13 protein-coding genes are annotated in these 13,496 nt (G+C 39.5%); 8 read left to right on the forward strand and 5 right to left on the reverse strand.

What is annotated here, in order from left to right; all coding sequences use genetic code 11:
• Positions 1–301 precede the first annotated feature (301 nt).
• The gene (locus tag E7303_RS11690; RefSeq protein WP_177201607.1) at positions 302–472 is read left to right on the forward strand and encodes a hypothetical protein; all 171 of its coding nucleotides are present in this window, start codon (positions 302–304) and stop codon (positions 470–472) included.
• 72 nt (positions 473–544) lie between these two features.
• Here the strand turns inward: E7303_RS11690 and E7303_RS11695 are convergent, their stop codons facing one another.
• From E7303_RS11695 to E7303_RS11705, 3 genes are read right to left on the reverse strand one after another with little or no spacing between them, the layout of a single operon-like run.
• Positions 545–988, reverse strand: coding sequence for an aspartate carbamoyltransferase regulatory subunit (locus tag E7303_RS11695; protein WP_292145489.1), 444 nt, complete (start codon positions 986–988; stop codon positions 545–547).
• 38 nt (positions 989–1,026) lie between these two features.
• Positions 1,027–1,974 carry an aspartate carbamoyltransferase gene (gene pyrB / locus E7303_RS11700; RefSeq protein ID WP_292145516.1) on the reverse strand — a complete coding sequence of 316 codons (948 nt, stop codon included), beginning with the start codon at positions 1,972–1,974 and terminating at the stop codon, positions 1,027–1,029.
• A 48-nt stretch (positions 1,975–2,022) separates the two neighbouring features.
• Positions 2,023–3,027 carry a DUF5050 domain-containing protein gene (locus E7303_RS11705; protein ID WP_292145490.1) on the reverse strand — a complete coding sequence of 335 codons (1,005 nt, stop codon included), beginning with the start codon at positions 3,025–3,027 and terminating at the stop codon, positions 2,023–2,025.
• 126 nt (positions 3,028–3,153) lie between these two features.
• Here E7303_RS11705 and pheA point away from each other — a divergent pair, with 126 nt between their 5' ends.
• Genes pheA through E7303_RS11735 form a run of 6 tightly spaced genes read left to right on the forward strand, consistent with a single transcriptional unit; the run spans position 3,154 to position 9,720 of the window.
• On the forward strand, positions 3,154–4,281 hold the full coding sequence (gene pheA, locus E7303_RS11710) for a prephenate dehydratase (protein WP_292145491.1): 1,128 nt from the start codon (positions 3,154–3,156) through the stop codon (positions 4,279–4,281).
• 20 nt (positions 4,282–4,301) lie between these two features.
• Positions 4,302–5,849, forward strand: coding sequence for a Ppx/GppA phosphatase family protein (locus tag E7303_RS11715; RefSeq protein ID WP_292145492.1), 1,548 nt, complete (start codon positions 4,302–4,304; stop codon positions 5,847–5,849).
• A gap of 18 nt (positions 5,850–5,867) precedes the next feature.
• Positions 5,868–8,021 (forward strand): RNA degradosome polyphosphate kinase, encoded by a 2,154-nt coding sequence (locus E7303_RS11720; RefSeq protein WP_292145493.1) that lies wholly within the window; start codon positions 5,868–5,870, stop codon positions 8,019–8,021.
• Between the two features lie 21 nt (positions 8,022–8,042).
• On the forward strand, positions 8,043–8,627 hold the full coding sequence (locus E7303_RS11725) for a Maf family protein (protein WP_292145494.1): 585 nt from the start codon (positions 8,043–8,045) through the stop codon (positions 8,625–8,627).
• 15 nt (positions 8,628–8,642) lie between these two features.
• Complete coding sequence (locus tag E7303_RS11730) at positions 8,643–8,897, forward strand: hypothetical protein (protein ID WP_022775039.1); 255 nt, start codon at positions 8,643–8,645, stop codon at positions 8,895–8,897.
• Positions 8,898–8,901: 4 nt separating this feature from the next.
• Entirely contained in the window at positions 8,902–9,720 is an 819-nt protein-coding gene (locus E7303_RS11735; protein WP_292145495.1) for a Cof-type HAD-IIB family hydrolase, read from the forward strand.
• Between the two features lie 119 nt (positions 9,721–9,839).
• On the opposite strand, the gene E7303_RS11740 is transcribed toward E7303_RS11735, so the two are convergent.
• Both E7303_RS11740 and E7303_RS11745 read right to left on the reverse strand, forming a co-directional pair.
• On the reverse strand, positions 9,840–11,192 hold the full coding sequence (locus E7303_RS11740; RefSeq protein ID WP_292145496.1) for a glycosyltransferase family 39 protein: 1,353 nt from the start codon (positions 11,190–11,192) through the stop codon (positions 9,840–9,842).
• Positions 11,193–11,355: 163 nt separating this feature from the next.
• Positions 11,356–12,288, reverse strand: a complete 933-nt coding sequence (locus E7303_RS11745) for a UbiA prenyltransferase family protein (protein WP_292145497.1) — start codon at positions 12,286–12,288, stop codon at positions 11,356–11,358.
• Positions 12,289–12,411: 123 nt separating this feature from the next.
• Between E7303_RS11745 and E7303_RS11750 the strand changes: the two genes are divergently transcribed.
• Positions 12,412–13,410, forward strand: coding sequence for a radical SAM/SPASM domain-containing protein (locus E7303_RS11750; RefSeq protein WP_292145498.1), 999 nt, complete (start codon positions 12,412–12,414; stop codon positions 13,408–13,410).
• The last annotated feature ends 86 nt before the right edge of the window (positions 13,411–13,496 follow it).

A 13,496-nucleotide genomic window follows, 5' to 3' on the forward strand; every position in this document is an offset into this window, starting at 1 on the left:
GCAAACATTATGGATAGCGGATACAAAACAGTCGGTATCGCCATCTGCCAGACAGGCGACGGCAGCTGGTACTGGGCACAGGAATTTGGCTATTAATGAGCCATGCATAACTAGAAAAATTAGAGTTGTTGGGAGCTTGCTCACATACAACTCTATATTTTTGTAGTTATATACGGCGAAGCCGCTCCAGCGAGGAACGAAAGTTCCGAGCAGGAGGCATGGCGGAGTAATCCGCACTTAATATCCGAACATACAGAAACGTAAATGTGATATAATTATCTCATGAGGGAGGTACACAATTATGTTTGGAAAATCATCAAAGGATATCTATGTAAACAAGGAGACAACCCCAATTTCAGTATCCGGAGCAAACGATAATCCTTACATGCAGGAGATGCTTCGCAATGAAGAAAAACGTCGTGTAAAACACGGGGATGATATTTACTACAGACAAAACGGATACATAAAATAACTTATCACAAAGAAAAAGGGCGCTGCGAGGATGATGTTCATCCAGGCAGCCGCCCTTCATTTTTTGCTCTCTTTAACGCGATACCACGTCACCTTCTGAATATTTCTCATCGCAATATTTGCAGCGATAGATCTCATTTTTTTCATCTGCAAGATAAAAGATCTGTGGAAGTTCCTGTTCAATCGAAGAAATGCATCTTGGGTTATGGCATTTGATAACTCCTTCAATCTGTTTTGGAAGTACGAGAGATCTCTTTTCTATGATCTGTCCGTCCTTAATTACATTTACAGTGATGTTGTGATCAATAAAAGCAAGGACATCAAGGTCAAGAGAATCTATATCACATTCTATCTTCAGAATGTCTTTTTTCCCCATTACTTTACTTCTGGCATTTTTAATTATGGCTACTGTTGAATCAAGTTTATCAAGGCCCAGATGCTTGTAAATCTGCATGCTCTTACCTGCCTGGATATGATCCAGAACAAAGCCTTCTTCAATTTTTCCAATATTTAACATAATTACCTCTTTCTTAGGTCTGATGTTTAAAAGCTTGCTTAGAATTTTCTAAGAAGACCTTCATTCATATGGGCATCTGTCATGTCAAGCAATGTTAATATGAGTGCCATTCTTACATATAGTCCGTACTGAACCTGCTTGAAATAAGCGGCTCTTGGATCTGAATCGATCTCCACTGAAATCTCATTTACACGTGGAAGAGGGTGGAGGATATACATTTTTTCTTTTGCCAGAGCCATCTTAGCTTTATCAAGTATATAGAAGTTCTTTAAGCGGATGTAATCCTCTTCATTAAAGAATCTTTCTTTCTGAACTCTTGTCATGTACAGGAAATCAAGACGTGGCATTACTTCTTCGAGTTTGATGACTTCTTCGTATGTTATGCCCTTTGAGTCAAGCATTTCTGTTATGTAATCGGGTACTTTAAGTTCTTTTGGTGAAATGAAAATGAAATGAATGCCGCTGTATCGTGTGAGGGCATTTATAAGAGAATGGACAGTACGACCAAATTTAAGGTCTCCACAAAGTCCGATGGTGAAATTATTAAGTCCGCCGTATAAAGATCTGATAGTTAATAAATCTGTAAGTGTCTGAGTGGGATGTTGGTGACCACCGTCACCTGCATTGATAACAGGAATAAGAGATTTAGAAGCTGCAACCATTGGAGCACCTTCCTTGGGATGACGCATCGCACATATATCTGCGAAACAGGAAATAACTCTTATAGTGTCGGAAACACTTTCGCCCTTGGCGGCTGAAGAATTGCTGGCGTCTGCAAAGCCCAGGCACTTACCTCCAAGTCGTAACATTGCAGTTTCAAAACTAAGTCTTGTTCTGGTACTTGGTTCGTAGAAACAGGTGGCTAATATCTTGCCGTCGCACATATGCGCGTATTTGTCCATGTTTCTTTCGATGTCACCAGCAACATCGAACAGAGCCTCTAGCTCGTCAACCGAGAAATCTAGAGGATTCATCATGTGTCGCAAATTATTCATACCGTCTCCTCATTTATATATATTGTTAATCGTTCCTGCTTAATTGATTACAAATAAAGAAGCAGGAGCAGATCCATCCAAAGGCATATGATACATCACATCGTCCTGTCCGTAAACCTTAAAATAAATAAAACGTGATGTTAAATTTAAACTGTTGACGATTCCCTCGTAAAGATCAACTTTCCCTGAGCCATCAAGTGCACATCTGCGAAGGGCAGGAGAATCCGCATTGGAATATGAGTAGTAAATATACTGATCATTCATTGTAAAGCAGTCAATCCTGTCTGAGGTAATAAGCTCAGTTTCGCCTGAGTACAGATTGGTTCTCCAAAGACTGTAATTGGAAGCTGCATTCAAATAATAGATATAGCCGCCTTGAACAACAGGAAACCAGCAGCTGCCAGGAATCACATCTGTTGTGGAATCACCGTTTTGAGTATACATAGCGTGAATGTTGTGGTCATTTGTTACCCCTGTGTAATATATGACCCCATTGTCATAGCAAACAGGTGAGATCAGTTCAGGTGCAACAAGCGCTTTATCCTTTTTATCTACCCTGATCTTATTTAAGGAACCGCCGTCTGTCTTTACCTGGTAGTACAGATATTCACCACACAGAGCAAGTTCACCGCAGAAATCACGCAAAAGACATGTCTGATCCCCGCCATTTATCTTGCATCTGTAGATTCCATACTGATTGGTGGCATTTCCAAGTCCGCCAACGCCTTTGCCGAGAGAAGTTGAATCCATGTAGAAATACAAGAGCCCATTTGCTCCATTGATATACTTTACCCCCATGCTTGTGAGACGCTTTGGCTTGGATTCATCAAGTTCCATTGAATACAGACAGTTGTTGTCATAAGGATTTGAGAAATACACTTTGCCATCCATCTCAAAAAAGTATCCATTGTTATGGAGATTTCCAGCTGAATTGCCGGAATCAGAAGCAGACATAGGAATTGTGTGTTCGTGGATGTATACGGCCACCAGTCCTATGGTTAACAGCATAATAATAGAAACAATAAGAATTGCTCTTTTGTTCATGCGTTTCACCCCTCATCTGAAACTACCTATAACCATTATATGCGCGTTATTTCTTGCTATCAAGGGATAATTAAGCTAAACTTTATGGTATGAGATTGCAAAAAAATAATGCTTGGAGTGTTTAATATGGACTTAAAAGAACTGCGAAATGAGATTGACGTTGTAGACAGGCAGATAGTTGACCTTTTTGAAAAGAGAATGGACATTGCGTCCAGAGTTGCTGATTACAAGATAGCAAATGGAAAAAAGGTTTTTGATAAAGAGAGAGAAGATATAAAGCTAAGAGCAGTAAAAGAACTTGCTCATTCTGATTTTAACAAGGTGGGCGTTGAAGAACTCTTTTCACAGCTTATGTCCATGAGCAGAAAGCTCCAATATCAGAAACTTTCCGAGGCAGGAGCTTCAGGAAAACTTCCCTTCATTCAGGTGGATGGAATTGATAAGAAGAATTCAAGAGTCTGCTACCAGGGAGCAGCAGGATCATATTCAGAAATGGCTATGAAGGCCTTTTTCGGAGAAGATGTAAATGCCCTTCCTGTTGAGACATTCAGGGATGCTATGGCTGTTTTGGAGGATGGAAGCTGTGACTTTGCTGTCCTTCCGATTGAGAATTCTACAGCAGGTATAGTAAGTGAGATATATGATCTTTTGGCTGAATACGAGCACTATATAGTTGGCGAGCAGATCATAGAGATAAAGCACTGTCTTTTAGGTATTCCGGGTGCAAAGCTTGAAGATATCAAAAAAGTCTATTCTCATCCACAGTCCCTTATGCAGAGCGCGAGATTTTTGTCAGAACACAGTGATATACAGCAGATAAGCATGAAGAACAATGCTTTTGCAGCCAGAAAAGTTGCAGAGGATAAAGATAAGACGCAGGCTGCAATCGCGAGCGAAGGCGCAGCAAGCGTTTATGGACTTGATGTTATTTTAAAAGGTGTGAATCAGGCAGATTCCAATTCCACCAGATTCATAGTGGTAACCAATCAGAAGATCTTTTGCAAGGATGCTAAAAAGGTCAGCCTCATTATGGAAATTCCGCATGAGGCCGGAGCTCTTTATCATCTTATGTCACATTTTATTTATAATGATCTTAATATGAGCAAGATTGAGTCTCGCCCTATTGAGGACAGAAACTGGGAGTACAGATTTTTTATCGATTTTGAAGGAAATCTGTCAGACAGTGCGGTGAAGAACGCGCTGCGAGGCCTAAGGGAAGAAGCAAAAATGCTCAGGATCCTTGGGAATTATTGATAAAGGAAGGTATTTTCTTTATGATGGGTGAAGTTTTTGCAGCAGTAGATGTTGGTTCATACGAGATTGCACTCAAGATATTTGAACTATCGATGGACAGGGGGGTCCATGAACTTGATCACATCAGGCATAGAATGGATATAGGAAGCGAGACCTATGCCTCAGGTCACATTTCTTCAGCACATGTTGATGAGATGATAAGGATTCTTTCTGAGTACAAAAAGATAATGAGAAGCTATGATGTTACACATTATCAGGCTTACGGTACAAGTGCCTTAAGAGAAACTTCTGACATTCTTATCGTCAGAGACCTTATTGAGCAGAGGACCGGCATTCACATCGATATATTAAGTAACTCAGAACAGAGATTTTTAGACTATAAATCAATCGCCTTAAAATATGATCAGTTTGAAGAGGTTATTTCGAGGCCCACAGCCATCGTTGACATCGGTGGCGGCAGTATCCAGATATCTCTTTTTGAAAAAGATGCTCTCTTCGCCACTCAGAACCTGAAAATGGGTGTGCTTCGTCTCCACACGGCGATGAAACAGGTTCAGGCCACCAGGGCAAGATATATGGACCTTATTCCTGAGCTTGTAAATTCGCAGCTTCAGGTCTTTGCCAAAATGCATATGAAGGATAAGAAGATCGAGAACATAATCCTTATCGATGATTATGTTTCACCTCTTCTTCAGAAGATTGACAGAGCAGAGAAAGACTGCGGAAGCGTCACAGTAAAAGAATTTAAGAAGTTTATAGAAAAAGGAGCCTCTATGAGCGATCAGCAGGTTGCCAAGATGCTCACGATCCCTGAAGATAACGTTCCGCTGCTGTTTGTTTCAGGAGCGCTTATAAAGTGCATTCTTGATATTACAAAGGCAGAGAACATATGGGCTCCGGGAATTACTCTCTGTGATGGAATAGCCTACGAGTATGCAGATAAAAAGAACTATATAAAGTCACCACATGATTTTGAGCAGGACATTATTGCATGTTCACAAAATATCTCAAAAAGATTTCTTGGAAGTAAGTCAAGAAGAGAGACACTGCAGAAGATTGCGCTCACTATTTTTGACAGTACGACAGAGCTTCATGGTCTTTCAAAGAGGGACAGGCTTCTTCTTAATATCGCAACTATTCTTCATGACTGCGGTAAATATATAAGCCTTGTGTATCTGGGTGACTGCTGCTATAACATCATAATGTCTACAGAGATCATAGGTCTTTCACATATTGAAAGAGCCATTGTGGCCAATGTTGTAAGGTTCAACCATGAGGAGTTTGAATATTACAACGGGGGAAGCGGGCATTACCAGGGCTTTTCAAGAGAGGACTACCTTAGAATGACTAAACTTACTGCTATTATGAGAGTAGCCAACGGCCTTGACAGAACTCACAAGCAGAAGTTTAAAGATGTTACGGTAAAGCTTAAGGACAAAAAGCTTATTATAAATGTGGATACCATGGCAGATACGACCCTTGAAAAGGGAATGTTTGGAAACAGAGCAAGCTTTTTTGAGGAAGTATTTGGTGTAAAGCCGGTTATTCGTCAAAAAATAATGTTGTGATGACAGTGAGGGGATATTATGTCAAAAAAGTTAAAGGAAAAAGAACCATTGGATTTTGAAAATCCTAAGTACTATATAAACAGAGAGCTTAGTTGGATCGGCTTTAATGAGAGAGTGCTTTCTGAAGCAGAGGATAAAAGCAATCCTCTCTTTGAGAGACTCAAGTTCCTTAGTATTTCTGCCAGCAATCTCGATGAGTTTTTCATGGTAAGAGTTGCATCACTTAAGGACATGATAAATGCCGGCTACCAGAAGTGTGACATAGCAGGAATGACAGCATCTGAGCAGCTTGAAAAGGTCCTCGAAAAAGTTCATACATTTGTTGATAAGCAGTATCAGATCTACAACGATGAGCTTTTGCCACTTCTTCTGGAAAAAGGGCTTAAAGTGTGCGTTCCATCAGAGCTTAAAGGAGCTGACAGGGCTTACATAGACAGATATTTTGATGAGTATATATTTCCTGTCTTGACGCCTATGGCAGTGGATTCATCAAGACCCTTTCCACTTATCAGAAATAAGACGCTTAATATTGCAGCTCTTTTGCAAAAGAAGGATTCCAAGGGAGAGATTGATTTCGCAACAGTGCAGGTCCCTGATGTGCTCCCGAGAATAATTGAGATTCCCTATACAGAGGGAGAGAACAATTATAAAAAAGTTGTCCTTCTTGAACAGCTGATCCTGGATAAGGTAGACAAACTGTTTCTTAATTATGATATTTTAACCAGTGCTCCATATAGGGTTGGAAGGAATGCCGATCTTTCAATTGACGAGGATGAGGCGGAAGATCTTCTAAAGGAAATTGAGAAGCAGCTTAAACTTAGGCAGTGGGGACAGGCCATTAGACTTGAAGTTGACAGCAATATGGATAAAAAGCTCCTTGATCTTTTAGTGACGGATTTAGGAGTTGATCAAAATGAAATCTACAAGATAGAGGGTCCCCTTGACCTCACATTTCTTATGAAGATGTATAAGCTTGAGGGCTTTGATGACCTTAAGGAACACGGCTACAAATCGCCTCAGCCTGTACCTGAATTTGTGAAGGATAAGGATATCTTTGAGGTTATCAGAGAAGGTGATGTGCTTATGCATCATCCTTACGAGACTTTCGAAAATGTTGTAAAATTTGTCGAGAATGCAGCGATTGACCCAAATGTACTTGCCATAAAGCAGACACTTTACAGAGTAAGTGGTAATTCGCCTATCATTGCTGCTCTTGCTAAAGCAGCGGATAATGGCAAGCAGGTAACGGTTTTGGTTGAGCTTAAGGCCAGATTCGATGAAGAGAACAACATCGTATGGGCCAAGATGCTTGAAAAAGCCGGATGTCACGTAATATATGGACTAGTAGGACTTAAGACACATTGTAAGATAACCCTGGTGGTCAGACGAGAGGATGACGGAATTAAGCGGTATGTCCATCTTGCAACAGGTAATTACAATGATTCTACAGCCAAACAGTATACTGATGTAGGATTATTTACCTGCGCACCTGCATTTGGCGAGGATGCGACAGCTGTATTTAACATGCTCTCAGGTTACTCAGAGCCACTTGGATGGAACAAGTTATCACTGGCTCCTCTATGGCTTAAAGACAGGATATTATACCTTATCAGAAGAGAGGAAGAACATGCTGCAAACGGTGAGCCTGCAAGGATAATCGCCAAGATGAACTCCATATGTCACAAGGATGTTATTGCTGAGCTCTATAAAGCAAGCAGCCTTGGAGTTAAGATTGATCTCATAGTTCGAGGAATATGCTGCCTTAGGACAGGAATTCCTGGAATATCTGACAATATAACTGTCAGATCTATAGTTGGTAATTTCCTTGAGCACAGCAGGATCTTTTACTTTGAGAATGGCGGAAGTCCAGAGTTTTACGCAAGTAGTGCTGACTGGATGCCAAGAAATCTTGAAAGAAGAGTGGAGATTCTTTTCCCGATAGAGAATGAGAAGCTTAGGAAAAAAGTGTGGCACATTCTTGAACTTGAGCTTGGAGACACAGAAAAGGCTCATGTTATGAATGATGATGGCTCTTTTGAAAAGGTGAAAAAAGATCTTTTGCCGGGTGAGAGGATTAATTCTCAAAAAATATTCGGCGACGAGGCAGCAGCTGCGGTTAAGAATTTAAACCCGCAGAATTCCAGAGTGTTTACGCCGGAAATGAAAATATAAAATGTAAGGAAAGTTAGATTTATGCGTTATGTTTTAGCATCAGGATCACCAAGAAGAAAGGAACTGCTTGGGAAGGTTATTCCTGAATTTGAAATAATACCTGCAGTGTCTGAGGAAAAGACCTCTGCACAGCAGCCTGGAGAAATCGCCGAGGAACTCTCATTTCAGAAAGCTTCAGAGATTTTTCACAAAATTTTAACGGATAGTACAGACAGTATAGTTGTAATAGGTGCAGACACAGTCGTATCATATAACCATAGAGTACTTGGAAAACCTACAGACAGGCAGGATGCCAAAAGAATGCTCAGAGATCTTTCGGGGAATACCCATGAGGTTTATACAGGTGTAACCGTTTATTACAAGATTGGAGATAAGACAGAGCATTTTACATTTCATGAGGAAACAGTTGTCAATGTTGATGAGCTGACTGAGGAAGAAATCGATGCTTATGTGAACAGTGGTGAGCCTGATGACAAAGCCGGTGCCTATGGAATTCAGGGATTGTTTGCAATCCATATCAAGGGTATAAGCGGCGATTACTACAATGTTGTAGGACTTCCAGTTGCAAGACTCTACAAGGAATTAAGGAATAAAAGTTTATTGTAATATGGAGGATTTTTTATGCACGAGTATGATGATGCAGTTCTAAGATGCTTTTTAGAAAATCAGGGGCAGCTTTTTCCTGAGGATGTTGCAGAAACAACAGAAGAGGCTGAAGCTTTTTTAGAGGACTGTATGGCTGTTGTTGTTGACGGACCTGATGAAGTAGAAGAGTATTTTGAAGAGGCCGGCGTCGATACTGAAGGCGGCAATGTACTTGAAGCGGACGAAGTCTTTGATATAGGCGACGGTAGATATTTGATAGTTGAGGCATAATATAATGGCAAAAACAGGCTCTAAGATATTTTTCTTTGATCTTGATGGGACACTTCTAACAAGTGAGAAGATAATATCTCCGAAGACTTTAGATGCCCTTAAAAAGTTTACTGATGCAGGAAATCATTTCTGTATTAATACAGGAAGAGCTATAGACAGTGCGAAGGCTGTCTATAGTGGTTTGCATCTCGACTTTAAGGGCAGTTTTTTATGCGGTTCTAACGGAACTGAAATATACAGTGTGGATGATGAAAAATATGTCTATAAAACCGGTGTTCCACTTGAGCTGGTTCCAAAGATAATTGAACTCTCAGAAAAGTATGACGTTCATTGCCACACTTACAATGAAACCCATATTGTCAGCAAAAAGAACGGTGAATGTATGGAGTATTACAGACGAGTTATTAAGACTCCACTCATCGTTACTGACGATATCATGAAAGAAATATCAGCTCCTCCTTCCAAGATGATAGCTATAGAGCTTCATGACCATGATAAAATGGAGAGGTTCAGGATAGCGCTTCAGGAAATGGTAGGGGATAAGCTTACACTTCTATATTCTAATCCTTATTACATGGAGATTTTTCCTTCTGAGGCCGGAAAGGGAAGTGTAGTAAAAAGACTATCTGACTATCTTGGAATTCCTGTTGAAAACACATATGCAGCAGGAGATGAGCAGAATGATATCTCTATGATAGAGGCAGCAGGTTGTGGAATAGCCATGATCAATGGCACAGACCTTGTCAAAAAAAGTGCCAACGTGATCACACGCTTTGATAATGATCACGATGGCCTTGCTGAGTTTATTCTGAATGCGATTTGAAGACAGAGGGAAGACAGAGGGACGGGAAGACAGAGGGACGGTTCTTTTGACTTATTGCTTACAATAAGTCAAAAGAACCGTCCCTCTGTCTTCCCGTCCCTCTGTCTTCACTATTATTCTTATTTTAACTTATACAGGTAATAGACCTGGTCATAGGAATTGTCGTAGAAGGATACAGAATCTATAAGCTCATATTTCTCATAAATACCATCGGGCTCCATCTCACCGGCAATAACATATTCTGTGAGGCCTTCTTTTATGTAGCGACTTTGCTCGTCGAACATTGTAGGAAGGGCAATTCCGTTGGTCTGGAAGTATTCGCAGGTCGGAACAATGCCTGTTATGGTATATAAGCCAACATCAAGGCAACCTACATTTAAAAGAGTTGTGTCAGGGGCTTCCTCTATATGACTTGCCATTCTTGTAAGCCAGTGGTCCTGTCTGCTCTGTAATAAATAATCTGCGCTTAAACAGTTGTATTTGGCAAAAACTGCTGATAAAGCTATGACGAGGATAGCAGTATTGCACCATAATACTCTTTTGCTATACTTGATGTAAGCTTTTTGGAAAAAAGCTGCAACATAAGCAGCTCCCGGAAGTGCAAATACCATAAGGGGTATTGAGTAATATGGAAGTGTACCGCCGCCATAAAAGATCACAAAAAAGGTTGAAGCATACATAAAAAGGTATGCTATTTTTTTTGCTGCTTTCCTCTCAAGGATTAGAGCAAGTATAAAGCAGGCTATGATCCATATAAAGTACTCAAGATTGTCTAATATAAGCCAATACTGGAGTTTAGCCAGTTTGTAGAGCTTGTCATATAAAGTAATGGAATCTGCAGTTATATTGCTATAGAAGAATAGATTGTTGTAAATATAGCATCTGTACCAGTCATCAAGTCCACCTGTTATGGCAAAATACATTAACCATGGTATGAATGGTATTGCGATTCCTAAAAGATAGATAAGAGCTTTCTTAAATACCTCTACTAATCCTTTTCTGGAGAAAATCAAGCCTATTGAGATTACAGCAAATCCAAAAAAGAAGCCCATCATTGTATATTTTACGAGAGCAGTGATTCCGGTAAGTATACCTACAATAAGGTATGTCTTTGAATCAGAAATTCGGTCGTATTCTTTGGCATCTTTTGGATGCATGAAAACATCAATAATATAAATAGTATAGGATAACATGGGGAGACAGAATTCTTCAGCAGCTCCGCCCCAGTAGAAACTCCTTGATGAGTATACACCGGCAGCAACAAGTGGTATTAAAACGAGTGCAACGGAGGTTGAAGAATGTCTTTTGATGAGTTTAAAAGCAAATGCAAGGAATATTGTACCGGCAATTATCTCAAATATATAGATTCCGAAAAAACTCTTGTGGCTGAGAAGATACCCAATTCCGTAAAGTAAATAAAGAAAAGGACCTTTCTGATCGTAAAGGTCCCTATAAATAACCATTCCATTCATCAGCCCTTTTCCCATTGTGAAGTAACTGTTCACATCGTCCCAGTTATTATAAGGAAAAAGGATTGATGATCTGGTGGTAAAGGTTAATATAAATATACTTGTAAAAAAACACCAGAGTGTTTCAAAATGTTTTTTTGATAACTCTTTAAGATTCATGTACTGATTATACCTCAAGCTTAATAAGGGCACTTGATGTAAGTGGCTTTAAGAAGTCAAATGTGCAGAAGGTGCATACAATAAATAAAACAATTATAAGCAGAACTAAAAGCATAAGCTTTTTCTCTTTGTAAAGCTTTTCCGGCTTCTGAGCAGCAGAGTCATTATCAAGCGACATTGCTGAGTAATAAGCAAACAGAAGGAAAATAAAAGGAATACAAAGAAGATATTCAATTCTGTATTTTATAAGGAAAACTCCAAGGCAAAATGTAGATGAAAGTGCATAAAAGATAGATGATGCAAGGAGTTTTTTCTCTGTGTACTTTACAAAAGATTTACGATACAAGCCTGCTACCTTAGGATCGCCGATCATTCTGTACTCGGAGAATCTCTTTGTGGCCATAAGATATGCACCTGCCATCCAATATCCGATAAGGATACTTGAAGGTGGAATGGAATCAGAGGTAACAATAAACCATCCCATTAGGAGACGAAGCATATTGTTTATTGACTCTGAAATAACATCGAAATAAACGATGTCCTTACTTCTGACAGGCTCCACGTTATATATGATTCCCATTATCAAAAGAACTGCAGCAGTGATAAGGAAATACTTGTTTACAAGGAATGATAATAAAAGACCAAGAACTGCTAAAATGGCATATTCAACCAAAACCCATTTAAGTTCCATGTTCTCTGTTACTACAGGTCTGTTCTTTTTTACCGGATGATACTTGTCATATGGAGCGTCAAGCCATTCGTTGATAACGTAGTTGGCGCTGGCAATAAAGCAGGTACCAAAGAATCCAAGAAGAAGTTTTAAAATGCTGAGTTCTGTGATCTTAATATCCGTAAGAAGCAGAGCAACAGCGATACCCGGCATTATAAAAAACTGTTTGATCCAATGATCAAGTCGTGCAATTTTAATGTACTTTTTCATGTTTTCCCCTAACTAATCCATTTTTTATAAAATTAACTAAATAATTATAGCATATTGCCCCAGATAATGCTATTATCATACACGGACTTTAAAAATGAAAAAATATATAAGGGAAGTTTTATTATGCCAATCAGAATTAATAGTTTTATGGGAAAATTCGGTTGGATAGCAAGGAAGAAGTTTCCTATGCTTGCCAGCAATGCATATCTTAAGATGCAGTTTTTTACAAGAAGCAGATCACAAAAGGAATACTGTGATTACTTCCTTAATTCAAAAGAAATACCTATGCCAAACGTGGTAAATATTGAGACAATAAACAGATGTAACTCAACCTGTGCATTCTGTACTGCGAATGTTAATGCTGAGTGCAGACCACTGGCACATATTTCAGATGAACTTTATAAAAGTATCATAGACCAGCTTGCAGATTGGGGCTATAAGGGACACCTTACACTCTACGGCAACAATGAGCCATGGCTTGATACCAAGATTGTAGAAAGACATAAGTATGCAAGAGAAAAGCTTCCGGATTCTTTTATCTTCATGTCAACAAACGGACTTATCTTAACTGTTGATAAAGTGAAAGCTATAGCTCCATATATAAATCAGCTTATCATCAACAATTATTCTATGGAGATGAAGCTTCACAAGAGCATTCAGGAAGTTTATGACTATGTAACAGCTCACCCTGATGAGTTCAAAGACCTGGATATTCAGATACAGATGAGATATCTTCAGGAAGTCCTTACTAACAGGGCTGGAAGCGCGCCTAATAAAAAGGAAACAAAAAAGATCATTAAAGAGACATGTCTTTTACCATTTACGGATATGTGGATCATGCCAAACGGCAGACTGGGCCTTTGCTGCTGTGACAACTTTGAGACTACAAACTTCGGAGATCTTAACGAGATCAGCCTTAAAGATGCCTGGGGAAGTGAAGCCCTTCAGAAGGTTAGAAGAGATATCGCAGAAGGAAGACAGAATTATCCATTCTGTAAGCACTGCGACTTTATTGACGCCGGATTTAGAATGCATCTTGTAAAGGCTATTCTTAGCGGTAATCAGGACGCAGCCAATAAGCTTGGCGGTCATGAGAGAATGAAAATAGGAAAAGACGAATAATGCTAGTATGAGGCACCTTACTATTATAGTAAGGTGTCTTTTGTATTATTGACACATAAAGCAAAAGTGTGCTTTAATAATTTAAA

It is taken from the genome of Butyrivibrio sp. (assembly GCF_015056685.1).
GTDB lineage: Bacteria > Bacillota > Clostridia > Lachnospirales > Lachnospiraceae > Butyrivibrio.

Bases quoted from the DNA above. Each gene is read 5' to 3' on its own strand.
- E7303_RS11745 (WP_292145497.1), bottom strand. From the start codon at position 12,288: ATGAAAAAGTACATTAAAATTGCACGACTTGATCATTGGATCAAACAG.
- E7303_RS11695 (WP_292145489.1), bottom strand. From the start codon at position 988: ATGTTAAATATTGGAAAAATTGAAGAAGGCTTTGTTCTGGATCATATC.
- E7303_RS11690 (WP_177201607.1), top strand. From the start codon at position 302: ATGTTTGGAAAATCATCAAAGGATATCTATGTAAACAAGGAGACAACC.
- E7303_RS11720 (WP_292145493.1), top strand. From the start codon at position 5,868: ATGTCAAAAAAGTTAAAGGAAAAAGAACCATTGGATTTTGAAAATCCT.
- E7303_RS11705 (WP_292145490.1), bottom strand. From the start codon at position 3,027: ATGAACAAAAGAGCAATTCTTATTGTTTCTATTATTATGCTGTTAACC.
- E7303_RS11725 (WP_292145494.1), top strand. From the start codon at position 8,043: ATGCGTTATGTTTTAGCATCAGGATCACCAAGAAGAAAGGAACTGCTT.
- pheA (WP_292145491.1), top strand. From the start codon at position 3,154: ATGGACTTAAAAGAACTGCGAAATGAGATTGACGTTGTAGACAGGCAG.
- E7303_RS11750 (WP_292145498.1), top strand. From the start codon at position 12,412: ATGCCAATCAGAATTAATAGTTTTATGGGAAAATTCGGTTGGATAGCA.
- E7303_RS11740 (WP_292145496.1), bottom strand. From the start codon at position 11,192: ATGAATGGAATGGTTATTTATAGGGACCTTTACGATCAGAAAGGTCCT.
- E7303_RS11730 (WP_022775039.1), top strand. From the start codon at position 8,643: ATGCACGAGTATGATGATGCAGTTCTAAGATGCTTTTTAGAAAATCAG.
- E7303_RS11715 (WP_292145492.1), top strand. From the start codon at position 4,302: ATGATGGGTGAAGTTTTTGCAGCAGTAGATGTTGGTTCATACGAGATT.
- E7303_RS11735 (WP_292145495.1), top strand. From the start codon at position 8,902: ATGGCAAAAACAGGCTCTAAGATATTTTTCTTTGATCTTGATGGGACA.